General features: G+C 71.3%; 17 protein-coding genes. 9 read left to right on the forward strand and 8 right to left on the reverse strand.

What is annotated here, in order from left to right:
- Nucleotides 1–127: 127 nt before the first annotated feature.
- The 8 genes from ACFCY7_RS33325 to ACFCY7_RS33360 form a co-directional block, all read right to left on the reverse strand.
- Nucleotides 128–538 carry a hypothetical protein gene (locus tag ACFCY7_RS33325; RefSeq protein WP_376489805.1) on the reverse strand — a complete coding sequence of 137 codons (411 nt, stop codon included), beginning with the start codon at nt 536–538 and terminating at the stop codon, nt 128–130.
- Nucleotides 539–540: 2 nt separating this feature from the next.
- Nucleotides 541–2,733 carry a hypothetical protein gene (locus tag ACFCY7_RS33330; protein WP_376489806.1) on the reverse strand — a complete coding sequence of 731 codons (2,193 nt, stop codon included), beginning with the start codon at nt 2,731–2,733 and terminating at the stop codon, nt 541–543.
- 444 nt (nt 2,734–3,177) lie between these two features.
- Nucleotides 3,178–3,399 carry a hypothetical protein gene (locus ACFCY7_RS33335; RefSeq protein WP_376489807.1) on the reverse strand — a complete coding sequence of 74 codons (222 nt, stop codon included), beginning with the start codon at nt 3,397–3,399 and terminating at the stop codon, nt 3,178–3,180.
- Nucleotides 3,400–3,403: 4 nt separating this feature from the next.
- Nucleotides 3,404–3,823 carry a hypothetical protein gene (locus tag ACFCY7_RS33340; RefSeq protein ID WP_376489808.1) on the reverse strand — a complete coding sequence of 140 codons (420 nt, stop codon included), beginning with the start codon at nt 3,821–3,823 and terminating at the stop codon, nt 3,404–3,406.
- Between the two features lie 122 nt (nt 3,824–3,945).
- The gene (locus ACFCY7_RS33345) at nt 3,946–5,820 is read right to left on the reverse strand and encodes a hypothetical protein (RefSeq protein WP_376489809.1); all 1,875 of its coding nucleotides are present in this window, start codon (nt 5,818–5,820) and stop codon (nt 3,946–3,948) included.
- Between the two features lie 56 nt (nt 5,821–5,876).
- Entirely contained in the window at nt 5,877–6,299 is a 423-nt protein-coding gene (locus tag ACFCY7_RS33350) for a hypothetical protein (RefSeq protein WP_376489810.1), read from the reverse strand.
- Nucleotides 6,296–6,421: a hypothetical protein gene (locus ACFCY7_RS33355; protein WP_376489811.1), complete on the reverse strand. Its 126-nt coding sequence runs from the start codon at nt 6,419–6,421 to the stop codon at nt 6,296–6,298. Before ACFCY7_RS33355 ends, ACFCY7_RS33350 begins: the two co-directional genes overlap by 4 nt.
- Entirely contained in the window at nt 6,418–6,804 is a 387-nt protein-coding gene (locus ACFCY7_RS33360) for a hypothetical protein (protein WP_376489812.1), read from the reverse strand. Before ACFCY7_RS33360 ends, ACFCY7_RS33355 begins: the two co-directional genes overlap by 4 nt.
- 610 nt (nt 6,805–7,414) lie before the next feature.
- Between ACFCY7_RS33360 and ACFCY7_RS33365 the strand changes: the two genes are divergently transcribed.
- The 9 genes from ACFCY7_RS33365 (at nt 7,415) to ACFCY7_RS33405 (ending at nt 15,164) form a co-directional block, all read left to right on the forward strand.
- Nucleotides 7,415–8,206 carry a GntR family transcriptional regulator gene (locus ACFCY7_RS33365; protein ID WP_376489813.1) on the forward strand — a complete coding sequence of 264 codons (792 nt, stop codon included), beginning with the start codon at nt 7,415–7,417 and terminating at the stop codon, nt 8,204–8,206.
- Between the two features lie 62 nt (nt 8,207–8,268).
- Nucleotides 8,269–8,829, forward strand: a complete 561-nt coding sequence (locus ACFCY7_RS33370; RefSeq protein ID WP_376489814.1) for a UTRA domain-containing protein — start codon at nt 8,269–8,271, stop codon at nt 8,827–8,829.
- Nucleotides 8,830–8,886: 57 nt separating this feature from the next.
- Complete coding sequence (locus tag ACFCY7_RS33375; RefSeq protein WP_376489815.1) at nt 8,887–9,225, forward strand: hypothetical protein; 339 nt, start codon at nt 8,887–8,889, stop codon at nt 9,223–9,225.
- Between the two features lie 778 nt (nt 9,226–10,003).
- On the forward strand, nt 10,004–11,143 hold the full coding sequence (locus ACFCY7_RS33380) for a hypothetical protein (protein WP_376489816.1): 1,140 nt from the start codon (nt 10,004–10,006) through the stop codon (nt 11,141–11,143).
- Nucleotides 11,144–11,240: 97 nt separating this feature from the next.
- Nucleotides 11,241–12,686, forward strand: a complete 1,446-nt coding sequence (locus tag ACFCY7_RS33385) for a replicative DNA helicase (protein WP_376489817.1) — start codon at nt 11,241–11,243, stop codon at nt 12,684–12,686.
- Between the two features lie 113 nt (nt 12,687–12,799).
- Nucleotides 12,800–13,090, forward strand: a complete 291-nt coding sequence (locus tag ACFCY7_RS33390; RefSeq protein ID WP_376489818.1) for a hypothetical protein — start codon at nt 12,800–12,802, stop codon at nt 13,088–13,090.
- On the forward strand, nt 13,083–13,370 hold the full coding sequence (locus tag ACFCY7_RS33395; RefSeq protein ID WP_376489819.1) for a hypothetical protein: 288 nt from the start codon (nt 13,083–13,085) through the stop codon (nt 13,368–13,370). Before ACFCY7_RS33390 ends, ACFCY7_RS33395 begins: the two co-directional genes overlap by 8 nt.
- Nucleotides 13,371–14,084: 714 nt before the next feature.
- Nucleotides 14,085–14,471: a hypothetical protein gene (locus tag ACFCY7_RS33400; RefSeq protein ID WP_376489820.1), complete on the forward strand. Its 387-nt coding sequence runs from the start codon at nt 14,085–14,087 to the stop codon at nt 14,469–14,471.
- Between the two features lie 90 nt (nt 14,472–14,561).
- Nucleotides 14,562–15,164: a hypothetical protein gene (locus ACFCY7_RS33405; protein WP_376489821.1), complete on the forward strand. Its 603-nt coding sequence runs from the start codon at nt 14,562–14,564 to the stop codon at nt 15,162–15,164.
- Nucleotides 15,165–15,351: the final 187 nt, after the last annotated feature.

A 15,351-nucleotide genomic window follows, 5' to 3' on the forward strand; every position in this document is an offset into this window, starting at 1 on the left:
TTTTTGTTCACCCCCCCCCGGGCCGCCCGGGGCCGCCCCCGCGCGCCCCCGTCGGCGCCCCCCCCCCCGGGGGGGGGGGGGGCGGGCCGGGGGGGCCCCCCCCCCCCCCCGCAGGGGGAAGGGGCTGTCAGCGGTTGCTGTAGTACGTGCGGTCGGTCTCTTTGCCCGCCATCAGCTCGGCCACGGGCCCGTAGTCGGCCTCGTGGCCCTCCTTGGCCGACTTGAAATCCGCGGCCATCTCCTCGGCCTCGTTGGCGAGCGACTCCGCGTCCGCGAGGACGCCGCGCATCACGGCGGCCGCGTCGCGGTGGGCGTCCACCACCGCGCCCTCGACCCACAGGGTGGAGGCGGTGTCGGCGAGCGTGTCCACCGCCTTGGCGCAGTCCTCGACGTAGTTGTACGCGCCGCGCACCGCCTCGCTCAGCGCGAGCATGGCGAGCGAGGCCATGCCCAGCTTCGCGGTGGCGACCGTGTACGTGATGCCGTCGGAGACCAGCTCGACGACCTTCGACCCGATGCGGGCGAGATCCATGCCCATGGCTACTCCTTGTGGTACGAGGCGTCGGCGGGTGCGGTGTGGCCCATGTCGCGGACCTTGTCGGCGGCGGGCTTGTCGAACTGGGCGGCGAGCTGCCCGGCGTGGGCGATGGCCTCGGCGGCCCGGGGCAGACCCCCGGCGACCGCCTCCGCCTTGGACGCCACGACCCCGGCCCGCTCGATCAGCCGGGTGCACCAGCCAACAAAAACGCCGGGCACGCTCTTGGCGATGAGTTCGGCGCGCATCTCCTCGATCGCACCGGCCAGGCGGTCGCACCGGTCGGCGACGAGCAGGGCGTGGTCCGCGCCCGCCATGATTTCCTCGGCCTGGTCCTGGTCCGCCTCGATGACGTCGTAGACCGTCAGGTCGGAGTCGGTGAACTGGGTATCCCGTACAGGCGCAGGCGATCCCATGGGCGGCGCCCCTTTCCGTGGTCCTGGCACCCCGCCGGACGGCGGGGGCGGTGCTGCGGGTCCTCCTGATCCCCCCGGGAAGCACGGGCCGGGAAGCCCCAACGCCTTCGGCTTGGGCTTCGGCTTGGGCTCCTGATCGAGCCGTTCGAGCTTCACGGAGTACGTGGCGGTCATCCCGGGCGGCGGCCGCAGCCACGCACCGTCCGCCTTCGGCGCCTGCGGGGGCGGGGGCTGCTGGCTGCGGGTGCTGCGTGAGCGCGACCCGGGCCGGGAGCCGGTCGGGCCGGGCGGCGGCTTGGCCTCCTTCTTCTTCTTGCCCCACCACCCCTTCGGCGCCTTCGGGGGCTTCGGCGCCTTCGGGGGCTTGGTGGGCCGGGGCGGCACGGTGCCCGCGGACCCCGGCGGGGAGGGCGGGACCGGCTTGGAGCGGGGCCGCTTCGGCGTACGGCGCTTCAGGCTCACCTTCGGGCCGCTGGCCCCGGTCGGCGCCTTCGGCTTCTTCGTGAGGTTCACCTTCGGGCGGCCGGTCCCGGCCGAGGCCTTCGGCTTCTTCGTGAGGTTCACCTTCGGGCCGGTGGCCCCGGCCGGGGCGGTACTGCCCGGCGCCGGCGGCGGCTTCGGCTTCTTCGTGAGGCTCACCTTCGGACCGGTGGCTCCGGTCGCCGCCGCCCCCGAGTCGGCACCGTCCGTGCCCTTCTCCGGCTTCTTGGTCTTGCTGATGACCGGCGGGGCCAGGTCCTCGCGCCGCTTCTTGAGCCGGCGCCCGGCCTCCTCGGCGGTGGCCTCCGCCAGGGTGGTCCGCTCGGGAGCGGCGGCGGCCGCGGCCTCCTTCCTGGTCCGCTTGGCCTCCGCCCGGGTCTCCCGGGCCTTTCTCCTGGCGTCGTCCTTCGCTTCGCGGGCGGCGGCCTTCCGGGCGCCCTTGGCCTCGATCCGCGCGGTGCGGACCTTGTCCTTCGCGTCCCGGACGGCGTCCTGCGACCCGCTCTTGCGGGTGCGGGCCGCGTCCTTGTCCTTCGCCCGGTCCTCCAGGCGGGCGGCCTGGCGCTGCTCGCGCCGCTGGGCCTTGGCGCCCTGACGGGCCGCTGCCCGCTCCTGGCGGCCGCGGGCCCGCTCCAGGGCCGGAGTGGAGTTGCCGGAGCCGGGCGACCGGCCGTCCTTGGGGGACTTGACCCCCTTGGACGGCTTGTCGCCGCCCGAGCCCTTCCCCTCCGCCCCTTTGCCGCCGGGCCCCTTCGGGCCGGTCGGCGGCGACTTCGGGCCGGTCGCCGACGGCTTCGGCGGTGTGCCGCCGCTGCCCTTCGCGGCGTCAGGCGTCTTGCCGCCGGGCTTCTTCGGCAGCCCGCCGGACGGGCTGGAGGTCGCCGGGCCCTTCCCCCCGGAGCCGGTGCCCTTCGAGGGGCTGGTGCCCTTGGACCCGGAGCCGCCGAAGGTGCCGGAGCCGGACTTGCCTCCGGTGCCCTTGCCGCCGCTGCCCGTCTCGGCGGAGCCGGAGCGGGCCTTGGCCTGGGTCTGCGCGGTGGCGTCGTAGATCTTCTGGAGGGCCGCGTCGTGTTCCGCCCGCGCCCTGGTCTTCTCGGCCTTCGCCTTGACGGCGGCCTGCCGGACGGGCGCCAAATCCGCGAACTTCTGTCGCCGGTCGTCGAGCCACTGGTGCATCCCGCGCAGGGTGGCGACCGCGACCCCGAGGGCGACCAGCATTCCGGCCCGCGCCCCTTCCCGGCCTGCGCCGCCGCTCGACGCCAGCGCGGCCGGGACGGCGGCGGAGGCGGAGGCGGAGGGCAACGACGGGACCGGCGGGGGCGGTACGGCCGGGGCCGGAACGGTCAGCGGCGGAGGAGCGGGAACCGCCGGCGGGGCAGGGAACGCGGGGGCAGGGGTCACCGATGTCGCCGGTGTGGCCGCGGGCGGCGAGGGCGGCGGGGCCGGGGTGGGCGGCGGACCGGGCGGCGGTGGCGGGGGCGGAGGCCCCGGCGGCGGAGGAGGGGGCGGCGGCGGAGGGCCGCCGGCGGGCGGACGGAATGGCAGGACCGTGCCCCCGCCACCGGCTCCGCTTCCGTTGCTGGTGCTCATGACTCTCCCGAAAAGGGTTGACAGAACGTGACCGCCTCGCGTACGCGCGCGCGGGCGCTCGCGGGCGCGGGCCCGGGCGGGCGCATTATGCGTGCGCGAGGCGGTCACAGCCTGGCTTGAACGGTGGATTGATTGACCCGGGTGCCCCGAGTCTGGTCACGTCGTGTAGCGGTCGACCCAGGTGGCGATCGTGCGGGAGAGGTCGTTCCACGCCTCCGGATCGCCGCGCTTCTCGCGGTCGGCGGCGACGGTGTAGGCCCGCTCGACCCACGACTCGGCCAGGCCGCGCGGGCCACGCGCGGCCCGGTCGGCCTGCCGCTTCTCGAAGAAGGCGCGCTGGTTGATCGCCCTGCGCTCGGCCTTGGACTGTGCGGCCACGGGCTCAGGCTCCCCTGCGCAGGCTGTCGAGGACGTCGTCGAAGCCGCCCGCCTGGGCGGGAACGGTGCCCTCACCGGCCCCGGAGGGCTCGATGGCCTGCTGCTGCGGCTGCTTGGCCAGGGCCTTCTTCTGGCGCTTGGCCTCCCGCCGGTCCGGCAGCTCCTCGTAGGAGTGCTGGTAGCGCGCGTTGAAGGCGTTCAGGGCCGGCAGGACCTTCTCCAGGCTGTCGGCGGCGTCGGACAGCGGCTTGACGACGTGCTTGGCGCGCAGCCAGGGCTGGCCGGGGAAGTCGCCCTCGATGCGGCCCTCCTCCTTGAGGACGGCCTCCATCTCCCGCGCGATCCGGCGCAGGTCGTCGGCGAGCGGCTGGAGCTGCGCCCGGCGGTGGTCCAGGTGGATCGCCCGGTTCGCGGGCGACCTCATGTGGTCAGGGGTCCAACGGTCGTTCGCGGCGCTCATGAGGGTCCTCTCGCGGTGTGCGCGGATCGGGGGAAGAGGGCGGGCGGGCCCGGCAGGCCCGCCCGCGGTCGTACTCGCCGTACGCGTCAGGCGCGGACGGCTCGGATCTGGTTGCGGACCCACTCGGGGTCGAGGCCGCCGAACTCGGCGGCGAGAGCGGTAGGTGAGGGCACTTCACCGCTCTTGAGGATCTCGGCGGCCCGGTCCCGGACCGCTTGGCGCTCCTCGGCTGTGGGCGGGTTACCGGGTCGCTTACCGCCCGGCTTACCGCCCGGCTTACCGCCGCCCTTGGCGCCCGGCTTACCGCCGCCCTTACCGGGCGGGTTACCGGTACCGGTACCGCTCGGGTTACCGGTACCGGTAGGAGGGCGGCTACCGGTCGAGTTACCGGTACCGGTAGGACGCGGGTTACCGGTACCGGTAGGAGGCCGGTTACCGCTCTGGCTACCGCCACCGGTACCGGTAGCGGTACCGCTCGGGCTACCGGTCGCCGTGTCGCTCGCGGTACCGGTGTCCGGCGAGTCCGCTACCGGCTCGGCGTGGTCGCCCTCCAGCAGGACGTGCACCCGCCAGATGATGACGACGAACGTGATCACGACGAGGGCGGTGAGCCCGAGGACGATCGTGCCGCCGTACGGGTTCGCCGGGTCGTGGACTCCGCCCCGCTCGGCCAGGTGGTACGCCAAGTTGGACGCCGCCATGATCGACAGCGCGGGGCGGACATCGCGCTTCTTCTTGAAGGCGACGATCGCGTAGACGTCGACGGAGAGCGGGAACAGCGGCGCGACGTACTCGTGGAAGCCGACCAGCTTGGCGAGTTGGAACTCACCGCTGGCGGCGAGTCCTACGCCGGCGGCGAGCGCGACCCAGGGGGCGGCCTTCCACAGCCTGCCGGTGAAACCCTTGACCTTCGACGTCCGGCGAGCCGACGCCTGGGCCTTTTCGAGGTACTGCTCCGCGTCGGCCTCGTGCTGCCGGGCCCTGGCCAGCGCGGCGTTCGCCTCGTGGACCAGGTCCGACTTATCGCGCTCGGCCGAGGCGATGATCTCCCTGGCTCGACTCCGGGCTGCGTCCTCGCCGTTCGCCCGCATCTCCGCCAGTTCCTCGGCGAGCCGGTCCTTCTGCGCCTTGCGCTCCAGATGGTGCTGCTCGCCGAGTTTGCGGAACTGGTCGTCGAGCTCGCGCCGGGCCTGGTCGCACTCCGCCCGGACCTGCGTGAGCGTGGCCTCGATCTCCTTGCGCCGCTCGGCCAGCTGCTCGTCCAGGACGAGCAGCTCCCGGCGGCGGGTCAGGTCAAGTTCCGCGTCGAGCGAGGCCCGGGCGGCGGTGATCTCACCCGCCTTCTGGTGGGCGTCCGCGAGGACGCTCCCGGCTTCCTCGTACGCCTTGCCGTATGCGGCCTCGGCGGCGACACGGCGCATCTCCACCAGCGCGGTGGCGCGCTCCTCCGCCTCGGCGAGCACGTTGCCGACTCGGCTTTCCGCTTCGGCGAGCAGCTCGTCCGCCTGAACCCCGGCGGCCGCGATGGCCGCCTCGGTCTCCCGCTGGGCTTCATTGCGGGCGGCGTCGAGGAGGATCCGCCGGTCGTCGTGCGCCTGTTCGCGGATCCCGTCGGCCTCCGACTCGGCGCGGCGAAGTCGCTCCGCCGCCTCCTCGGTCACCTCGGTCAGCAGCCGCCGCGCGTCGGCGGCCGCCGTACGGCGGATCTGCACGACGCGGACTTCGGCTTCGCGGATCAGCTCCGCGGCTTCCTCCGCACCGGCCCACCGGGCGCCCTCAAGGACGTCGGCGGACCGGTCACGAAGGTCTGCGGCCCGGGTGTCCGTCTCCTCAAGGACCTCCGGGCTGGGCGGTACGGTCGCCGCGTCGGGGGAACGTCGCGGCGACGGGGTCACGGCCGGCGGCTTACGGGCCGTCGCCTTCCGGGGGTTCGACTTGCGGGTGGCTGTTCGGGCCGCCACGCCTCCTCCTCTCGTGCGGGTGGCCGCCTCCCGGCGGCCACCTGATGTGCGGTCCGTCAGCCCCTGACGAGGCGGTCGGTCAGTCGGTCGAACCGGTCCACAAAGCGGTTGCAGGCCTCGCCGACGCCGTCGACGAAGGCCCGGTCACCGGCCCGGGTGCACGCGTTCTCGATGTCGGTGCATCGGTCGTCCACGCGGTCCGTGATGCTCTCCAGCTGCGGCGAGACCCTGTTGAACAAGGTCCACAGCAGCGAGCCCAGAACCGCGACCGGCAGCGCGGCCGCCGTCCACATCAGCAGTCGGAGGCGGAGCTGGTAGCGCCGCAGGCGGAGCCGGAGTCGGGGAACCGGCCTGCGCCAGGCGATGGCCAGCAGCTCCAGGAGGAGGTCGAACTCCTCCGCGGTCCAGCTGGCCATCGGTCCGTGGTTCGCGTGGAACCGCCGGGCAACGCGCTTCGGCGTGTTGAGCAGGGCCTTCATACGGTGACCACCTCTCCGCCCCAGGCCGGGGCGACGAACCCGTTCTTGCCGGACTGCGTCCTGGACTGCTCGTTCTTCTTCGCGAGGTTGGAGTGCATGGCCTCGCGCTCCGCGTCGGTCACAGCAGGTCGGAGGGGTCGGCGTCGGCGGTGCCGATCAGCACCGCCAGCTCCTCGGCGGTCACCCAGCCCTGCGGGATCAGCACTCGCAGGGTCACCGTGCCCTGGCACATCGAGCCCAGGACCGCGAGCCCGCCGGCGGCGAGCCGGATCGGCCGGGCGTCGTCGATCTCGGCGAGCAGCGCGGGCAGCACGCTCGTGGCGGTCGAGGTGACGGTGATCGTGGCGATGATCGTGGAGGGGGCGACGGAGAACTCGACGCTGACGCCGAGGCGGGCCAGCTTCTGGACGGACTCGAACAGCGGGAAGGCGTCGGCGACCGCGTCCTGGACGTCCTCGGTGATACCGGTTGCGTTGAGCGGCAGGTCAGACGGCATGATGGTCATGCGGATCAGCTCCTTGTGAGATCGCTTGGTCCGTGCTGACCCCCGGCACATATGGCGTTCCAGCGCCGTGTCGGGGGTCGCGCCGTACCCGGGGAGGGTCGGCGCAGTAAGCGGATGGGGTGTTGCACCCTCGGCCCCAACCCCTGGGGCCCTACTCAGATCCGCTCTCGGGCTGCCGTGCGGCCAGCCCCCCGCTCAAGACCTCACCCACGCAAATCCGCAGGTGAGAGGGTCATCTCGTCGTAATGACGGCAGGGGCGCCGCGGCCCGAAATTCAGTCACTCTGTGGAGTTCTCAAGGAACAACCGGCCACCCGTCACCCCGCCCAAAGGACGAGTTCACCGAGACCGACAGGGCACAGCTATCTCCATGCCCATCCGCCTTGACTTGACTAGTTAGGCGGTTGGACAGGTCGATTAACGCACCCCTCCGACGCAGTGTCAACCTGTCTAGTTAAGTGTCTTTCTCGCGGCCCACTGACCTGCACTTTTATGGCGCAATGAAAGCCGCGTCGGGCTCCAGCTTTCGGAAGACAACTAGACATGTCATGCTGGGCCCGTCGATGGGAGGGAGTCCCATACGGAGATCGCGAGATTGGGGAGAGGGAGACATGCCGAAGGAACCCGGAAAGGTGCCGCGTATCGCCGCCGGCATCGCGGCGAAGATCGAGCGCGGCGTCTACGCGCCTGGCTCGCCACTGCCGAGCGTGCCCGAGTTGCAGGCCGCCGAGGGCATCGCATATCAGACCGCGCGGGAGGTCTACGGGCTACTGGAGGACCAGGGCCTCATCTTCACCCGGCGCGGCAAGGGAACCTACGTCAGTCTCGTGCTGAGCAAGGTGCTGCGAGACAGCACCAGCCGGTACCTCCCGAGCATGCGTTCCGAAGGCGGCGCTGTCGGCGCGTTCGACGCGGAGATCCGACGGTTGGGCCTGGTCTACAAGCCCCTTCCGACGGTGATCGCCCGAGAACGACCTCCGAAGCGCGTGGCCGACCTTCTCGGCCTGCACCACGCGACCAAGGCCCTAAAGCGCGAGCGGATCATGCCGGTCACGCTCCCCGGGAACGAGGACGTGAGCGAGGTAGTTCAGCTCGCGACCTCGTGGTTCCCGCCGGACGTCGCCGACCACTGCCCGTCTCTGGAAGAGCAGAACACCGGCCCTGGCGGGAGCAAGTCGCGGCTGGCCGAAGCCGGATACGCCCAGGTTCGTCTCCGCGAGGAGATCGAGGTGCGTCCCCCCTCGGAAGAGGAGGCCGCAGCGCTGAACATCCCCGCCGGACAGGCCGTTCTGGAGATCACCCACAAGGGCCTCAGTGCGGACGGGCGAATCGTCGAACTGAGCCTGCACGTCATGCCTCGGACGAAGTGGAAGCTCGCGTACGAGTGGGTCATCGGTTCGTAGGCACAACAACCTTGCTGGGTCCTCACCCTGGCCCCAGCTCAAACCAAGGGAGCATGCAGCACATGGCAAGCAACACGATCGGCAACGACGGGATCATCCTCCGGGACGCCCGGACCCGCTACCGGGCGGACCAGCGCGAGGAGAACGGTGCGCGAGGGGCCTACGACGCGGAGCTCCGTCGCAGCGGCGGCGCCCCTCGGACCGAGGTCGAGGTTCGCCGAGAGGTGGCCCCTTCGGACGTCGCCGCGCTGCTCGGCACCGAAGGCGACGTCGTCGTCCGTGCCCGAAAGATGTACGACGGCGAGCGCCTGATTCAGCTGGTGAACACCTACGTCCCCTCCGATGTCGCCGATGCGGCGGGCATCGCCCAGGAGGACACGGGTGTCGGCGGCATCATCAGCCGCATGCGCGAAGCCGGGTTCGACCAGGGCGCGGAGGCCACCGAGGACATCGAGCTACGCACCGCGACCGACGAGGAGGCCAGCTCCCTTGGTCTGCCCACCGGTTCGGCGGTCATGACGATCAACCACGTGGGCAGCACCGCCGGCGGCCGGGTCGTCGAGGTTACGCAGCACGTCCTGGGCCCCGGCTGGAAGCTGCGCTACGCGGCCCCCCTGGTCTAGAGCCGCCGTGGTGCTCCGGGCACGGCCGCCCGAGGCACCTCCTCGAAAGGAAGTCCGATGAGCCCCGAGCGCATGTCCGCCGCCGAGATCGTCACGGAGCTGCGTTCGGCGCTCATCGCAGATGGATGGCTGCCCTCCGCCGTCGGCGCCTACGGCCCAGGCCCGGTGGCGGAGGACGCCGAGGTAGACGACATCGCGAGGGCGCTGCAAGGGCACAGCATCGCTGCGACCCTCCGGCAGGACTGTGCCGATCTCCTGGCCCGCGCCGCAGCAGAGGCGACCGCCGCGTACACCGCGACCGGCGCCGCCGAGGTCTACACCCGGCTTGGATGCGCGCTCGCATACGCCACGCAGGCGCGGCGAGCCCTCACCGACACTCCGGCCAGGGGGGCCTGACACCTATGCAGCTCCCGACGGTGCAGAATGCGCAGGAATGCAGAGGGCCACAGGGACTCTGCAAGCTGCGGTCCCCGATTGTGGTGGTCGGTGCCGCGCTGATCCGAGTAGCCGCAACAGCGGTGAAACCAACGGAACCAGGAAGGCACCACGCCGTGACCGTCGCAACTGCCAGACCCCGAGCTACCAAGCTGGTCAAGGGGCATCCCAACGCCCACACCGCTGGGGCTTGCTCGAAAATGCGTTCAGCATCGGGGCGAAAGCGATGCAAGATCGCAGGATGGCACCTTCCGTACACCAGCCCCGGCGGCGTCGACCGCTCGGCGAAGGCGCCGCGAACCGCGCGGGACCCGTGAAATGGCGATGGCCGCCCCTGCCAGGGCGGCCATCTCATTCAGCAATCGACTCAGTGCCCGAGTCGTAGGTCGGCGATGACGCCGGGGCCCGAGCCCTGCCAGGCCCGAGGTCACCACTCCCAGGATAGAGCGCGCAACGGTCATCACGCAGCAGCGTAGACCGGTCAGCACGTCTCGTTTCCGTCAACTTGCCGGTCTGCGGCTCCCCAAACCTTCCAGGGGAGACCTCTCAGCATGTTCTACGTTCCGCCCGCGACACTCAGCGTCGCGGCACCGATTCCCTCCGCTCCGGCGGTGATCCTGTGACCCGCCGGCGCCCCACCCGCCGTCCGCCCGTCGGCGAGGAGTTCGAGTTCGAGGGCGACATCACCGACTACTGGTCGCCTGCGGTAGTCCGGCACTGGGTGCTCCACCTCCCGGAGATGAAGCCCACCGACTTCCGCCTCTACATGATGTTCCGGGCCATGTTCACGTCGAGTCCGCACGGCCTGCGCCGGATGTCGATCGACGAGCTGTGCTGGCTGCTGACCGAGGAGGAGGGGAAGGAGGTCGGCGAGTCGACCGTGCGGGCGGCGCTCAAGCGCCTGGAGAAGGCGAATCTGGTCTCGAACCCGGACGGCGAGCGCATCGTCACCTCCACCGGCAAGGGCGGCATCCAGAACGTCTCCCGCCGCTACAAGGTCCACGACCTCCCCCCGGACGTACACGTCGGCTGGGCGAACACGTGGCAGAAGCTCGACGCGTACCGGCCCGACTGGCGGGAGAACTGGATCACTCCGCCGACCCACACCAGGACCCCTGAGGGTGTCGTCCGCTCAAAAATGAGCGGACGTACTGACCTGGAGGAATCCGAGACCACTGAGACCCCCGCCGATGAAACCGCAGGTGGTTTCGTCCGCTCGATTTCGAGCAGCACACCGCAGGGATCGAGCGGTCGAGCGCAGAAATCGAGCGGTCGAGCGCAGAAATCGAGCGGCGGCAAGCCGCTGACCAGCGGAAACGAGGGGGGTATTCAGACTCCTATTAGGTCTTCTCTCTCTCCTGTCACGGACGCCCCAGCGGTACCCGGTGATGTGGTTGAGGAGACGGTCGAGGAGAGAGAGACTCCGGCTTCGCCGACCAAGACCACGACGGCGCCGGGCGCCGCCGATGGCGACGAGCTCGCCATCGCCGCCGCCGCTGTTGCTGCTGAGTTCTCGAACCTGTGGAAGGCCGAGCGCGGTACCCGGCCCAGCCGGCGTCAGCTCGACAGCCTCGCCCTGGACGCGGCTGAGGCCATCGAGGCGGAGGACTCCCCGGAGTGGCTGACGCAGTCGGTGGTGCCGTTCATGGTCAGCCGCAACTACCTGGACCTGGGCCGGGCCAAGACGCACCCGGAGTGCCCGGCGCCGCGCGGCACGAAGGTGCCCGGCCAGCGGCCCGCCGTTCCGGAGTGGTGCGGGGACTGCAACGACGGCACGCCGCCGGAGATCGTTGCCGAGCGGTTCCGTCGGCAGAACGGCCGTCTGGTGAAGTGCCCGGAGTGCCACCCGGGTGGTGTGCGGCAGCCTGTCGCAGTCTGACCCGCCCCTGAAAACGTCACGGCGGCCGTGCTCCCGCGAAGAAACCGGCCGCCGTGCTGATCCCAACCCGTTTGAGAGAAGAGATCTGATGACCAGCATGACACCTCAGCCCCCCGCCGGCGAAGGCGACCTGTTCGAGGGCGATCCCGCGATGTTGCCTGCTCAGGGCCGTGGCGGCGAAGTTCCCGACACGTTCCGGGCGGCTGCTAGCGACTTCGAGCGGATCCCGCCGCAGGACCGGGACGCCGAGCAGTCCGTCCTCGGCGGGATGCTGCTCTCCAAGACCGCCATCACCGAGGTGGTGGAGATCCTCAAGGGCCACGAGTTCTACAAGCCCGCCCACGAGACGATCTTCCGCGCCATCGTCGACGTGTACGGCAAGGGCGAGCCCGCCGACCCGATCACACTGGGGGAGGAGCTCACCAAGCGCGGCGAGATCGCGAAGATCGGCGGCGCGTCCTACCTGCACACCCTGGTGCAGGCCGTGCCGACGGCGGCGAACGCCTCGTACTACGCCGAGATCGTCCGCACCAAGTGGAAGCTGCGGCAGGCGATCGAGGCCGGTACGCAGGTGACCGCGATGGGATACGCCCAGGACGCGGACCCGGCCGAGGTGATCGAGGCCTCCGCCGCCCGCCTGTTGGCGCTCCAGGCCACCTTCGACACGGGCAAGGACCCTGCCGGGTGGGACGCGTCCATGGAGGAGCTGGTCGAGGACTGGGAGGACGATCAGGCCGCCGGGGAGGACCCGGGCCTGCCCATGCCGTGGGATGACCTCCAGTCGATGCTGTGCACCGTCCCGGGCCACCTGGTGATCCTCGCGGGCCGTCCCGGCATGGGTAAGTCGGTGGCACTGCTCGACCTCATGCGCCACCTCGCCGTCGTCCACGGCCGCCCGGCCGCGTTCGTCTCGCTGGAGATGGCCCGCCGCCAGATCATGAACCGCCTGATTGCTGCCGAGGCGGAGATCCCGCAGCACGACATCCGTAAGCGTGCCCTGACCGACGAGCAGTGGAAGAAGTACGACAAGGTCCGCGGCCGGGTCATCGCCGCACCCCTGCGGCTCATCGTTCCGCCCGGCGGCATCACCGTGCCCCAGGTCCGTTCTGCCCTGCGCCGCTGGCAGATCGAGGACCGCCTGCCGCACGCGCTCGCGATCGACTACCTCCAGATCGTCAAGCCCGACCTCCAGGGCCGGGGAGGCAACCGCACCAACGAGGTCGACGCCATCGCCCGCGGCCTCAAGGAGATCGCGTTGGAGTTCGACATCCCGGTCTTCGCGGCCGCCCAGCTCTCCCGCCAGACCACCGGCCGCGAGAGCAAGGTCCCGCAGCTGTCCGACCTGCGCGAGTCCGGCGAGATCGAGCAGGCCGCCGACGCGGTCGTCCTGCTGCACCGTGAGGACTACTACGAGCCGGAGAGTGACCGCGCCGGCGAGATCGACATGATCGTTGCGAAGAACCGAGAGGGAAGTACGGGCATTGTGACTGCCGGGTTCCGCGGCAGGTTCAGCAAGATCGAGTCCATGGGTCAGGACTTCTGAGACCGCAGGATGGTGAACATGAGGCTCACCAAGGCCCCCGATCCGGGGCAGCGGGTCGACCCGCGCCCGAGGGACAGGGCAGACTCGAAGGATACCGAAAGGGGCACTGCGCGATGACTGCACAACCGATCCACCACCACGAGCCCGAGCGGGTGCCGCGCAACGCCAACGGCATCGCGGAGGCGCTCGACGGCCCGCGCCGGGCGGAGTTCTACCGGCAGCTCCTGGCGGCCGCGCCGGAGGAGGCCGAGGCCGTCCTTCGCCACTGGTGGTGCGAGGCGATGCTCGACACCGACCCCGAGGGGGACCGGCTGGTCGCCGCCGCGATCGACGGCACACTGTCGATCACCGCGGTCGCCGACGTCGTCCGCCACCGGCGCGAGGCGGGCGGTCTCGTTGAGTGACTCGCACGAGCAGGGCTGGCCGTGCGTGCTGTCCGAGGAGGTCACCAGCCTCCTCCTGGACGAGGCTCTCCCGGCCGAGGTGTTCGCCGCAGTGGTGGCCGCCACCGTCCTGATCAACACGACGAGGGGCGAGGTCCCCGGCGCCACCGCGTCGGCCAAGTGGCCCGAGCAACGGCGTATGCCGCTCGGCCAGAACGGGGCCCTCGGCGTCGCCGAGTACGTCATCGTCGCCCACGCCGAGCCACCGCAGATCGTCCTCACCCGCGTACAGCTGTACTGACCGGCACCGACCCCAGGGCCCGACGAGAACCCTCTCGTCGGGCCCGTCGTGTTCAGGGACCGACGGAGGGGCCGGGCGCCGAACTCACCTCTTAAGAGGTGAGTTCCCGGGTGAACCCCGTTGGGGGTCGGGTGCTCGAGGAGCGTCGGCCCGGCCGGTGGGTGCCCTTCGGTCTCGGGCTCGGCCGACGCGCCTCGTGCACCCTCCGTCCGGCTCGGCCGGTTCCCGGGGTGGGGGCCGGGCGAGCGCCCACCGTCCGTAAGCCTCCGTGGCCGGCCGCGTCGGCGGCTGCGGGTGCTCGGGGCTGGGCAAAAGCGGCCGGCGGCGGGGGAGGGGTGCCCGGGTGACTGCCCGGATTGCCGCCATTCCGGAACGAGTTGGGTGCGGACCGTACCCCCGCCGTCGCGGACGCGGGCGCGTGAGGGGATCGCGCCGCCGGTCGCGGCTGAGGGGGAGCGGGCCGCTGCCGCGCTGTGGCCGGACCCGGCATCGCTGTCCAGCGCTGCGGGTGTCGTGGTGGCCAGCCGCTCGCCGTGACGAGGTCTCAACTCCCGGAAAATCGTCGAGAAACACGCCCTGACCTGCCCTTTCAGGCTTGACCTCCACCCCAAAACTTGAGAGTATTAGTACGTCGAGAAGGGGGGCGGGAATCCCCCCGGATCGGCAAGGGCCTCCGGGCCCACACCGGGAAACCTCAACGGAAGGAGGCCCTTCATGGGCCCCGACATGGACCGCGTGGATTACCGCGTGGATCTCGCCAAGACCTCCGGCACCTACTACGTCATCGCCGACGACCACGGCGTCTACAGCGGCAAGGAGTGGCTGGAGAACTGGGAGGGGGAGCGGGACGTGCTCGACGTGCAGCGCGCCGCCGACTGCGACATCGAGCGGGAGCTCCAGCGCACCGACTTCACCCGCTCGGCGCTGGCCTCGCAGTCCCCGCTCCAGTTCCTGACGGTCGAGGCGACCAGCCACGGCCGAGCCGCCTTCCTGGCGAAGCGGGCCTACCGCGAGGCGCAGGCGTTCCAGAACCTCCAGGACGTGTTCTTCGCCGACGAGCTCGCCTTCGACCCCTCGCACTTCGGCGACACCACCAGCTGACCGGCTCCCCCGTGGGCGGACAGGGCGGGAATCCCGTCCGCCCGCGGGCCCGGGCACACCGAACAACCTCAACACGCAAGGAGCACGACCATGACCAGCACCACCCTGGCGTTCCGACTCGGCGAGCCCGACTGGGAGCAGCGCTACCCCGTCCTGATCGGCACGGACACCGTGATCGGCGCCGTCTTCCGCTGGCACCGCGACTGGCTCACCCTCACCAGCGAGGGCGAGCACAACCTCGGCCGCCCGGAGAAGGGCCGCCGCGGCGTCCCGAAGGCGGCCGCACTGACGGCGGCCGGGCACGTGGCCGCCGAGTACGCGGCCGGTCGCATCACGGCCATGACCCTGGCCGACGTCACGGCCGCCGTGCCCGCGCTCGACGGCCCGGTGCCGCTGCTGCACCCGCGGATGCCGCAGAGCCCCCGCAACACCGAAGCGGCGGAGACGGTCATGGCCGCCCTGGCGCTGCACCGCTGGAAGCCGTACACCGGCTTCCCCGGCAGCGACAACCCGTGGTGGCAGGAGTGCGAGCTGTGCGGCTGGCAGGGCCCGCGCTACTGGTCCCACCAGCGCGGCCGCAACGGCGGCCTGCCCAGCACCCACCGGCACCCCGCCTCCGCCGAGTTCAACGCGCCCGCCGGGTGCGTCGGTGACGACAAGGTCCGCGAGCTGATCGCCGCCTACCAGAAGTAGGCCCCGCCCAGCAGGACCACCGCCGGGCCCGGCGTCTGCCGGCAGGCCCTTGCCGCCGCTGGCGCCGCCGCCCTCCACCGCTCTCTCCGGATCTGTACGTTCCATCCGCTCCACCCGATCCACCCGATCCACGTAAGCCCGTGCGTGTAAGCCCGTCCGCGTAAGCGCCATGCTCAGCGCACTCTGC

Origin of the sequence: Streptomyces sp. NPDC056361 (assembly GCF_042262805.1) — a bacterium.
Lineage (GTDB): Bacteria > Actinomycetota > Actinomycetes > Streptomycetales > Streptomycetaceae > Streptomyces.

Excerpts from the sequence above, each read along its gene's own strand:
- ACFCY7_RS33340 (WP_376489808.1), bottom strand. The coding sequence starts at position 3,823 with ATGAGGTCGCCCGCGAACCGGGCGATCCACCTGGACCACCGCCGGGCG.
- ACFCY7_RS33400 (WP_376489820.1), top strand. The coding sequence starts at position 14,085 with ATGGGCCCCGACATGGACCGCGTGGATTACCGCGTGGATCTCGCCAAG.
- ACFCY7_RS33370 (WP_376489814.1), top strand. The coding sequence starts at position 8,269 with ATGGCAAGCAACACGATCGGCAACGACGGGATCATCCTCCGGGACGCC.
- ACFCY7_RS33360 (WP_376489812.1), bottom strand. The coding sequence starts at position 6,804 with ATGACCATCATGCCGTCTGACCTGCCGCTCAACGCAACCGGTATCACC.
- ACFCY7_RS33365 (WP_376489813.1), top strand. The coding sequence starts at position 7,415 with ATGCCGAAGGAACCCGGAAAGGTGCCGCGTATCGCCGCCGGCATCGCG.
- ACFCY7_RS33390 (WP_376489818.1), top strand. The coding sequence starts at position 12,800 with ATGACTGCACAACCGATCCACCACCACGAGCCCGAGCGGGTGCCGCGC.
- ACFCY7_RS33385 (WP_376489817.1), top strand. The coding sequence starts at position 11,241 with ATGACACCTCAGCCCCCCGCCGGCGAAGGCGACCTGTTCGAGGGCGAT.
- ACFCY7_RS33405 (WP_376489821.1), top strand. The coding sequence starts at position 14,562 with ATGACCAGCACCACCCTGGCGTTCCGACTCGGCGAGCCCGACTGGGAG.
- ACFCY7_RS33325 (WP_376489805.1), bottom strand. The coding sequence starts at position 538 with ATGGGCATGGATCTCGCCCGCATCGGGTCGAAGGTCGTCGAGCTGGTC.
- ACFCY7_RS33350 (WP_376489810.1), bottom strand. The coding sequence starts at position 6,299 with ATGAAGGCCCTGCTCAACACGCCGAAGCGCGTTGCCCGGCGGTTCCAC.
- ACFCY7_RS33380 (WP_376489816.1), top strand. The coding sequence starts at position 10,004 with ATGAAGCCCACCGACTTCCGCCTCTACATGATGTTCCGGGCCATGTTC.
- ACFCY7_RS33375 (WP_376489815.1), top strand. The coding sequence starts at position 8,887 with ATGAGCCCCGAGCGCATGTCCGCCGCCGAGATCGTCACGGAGCTGCGT.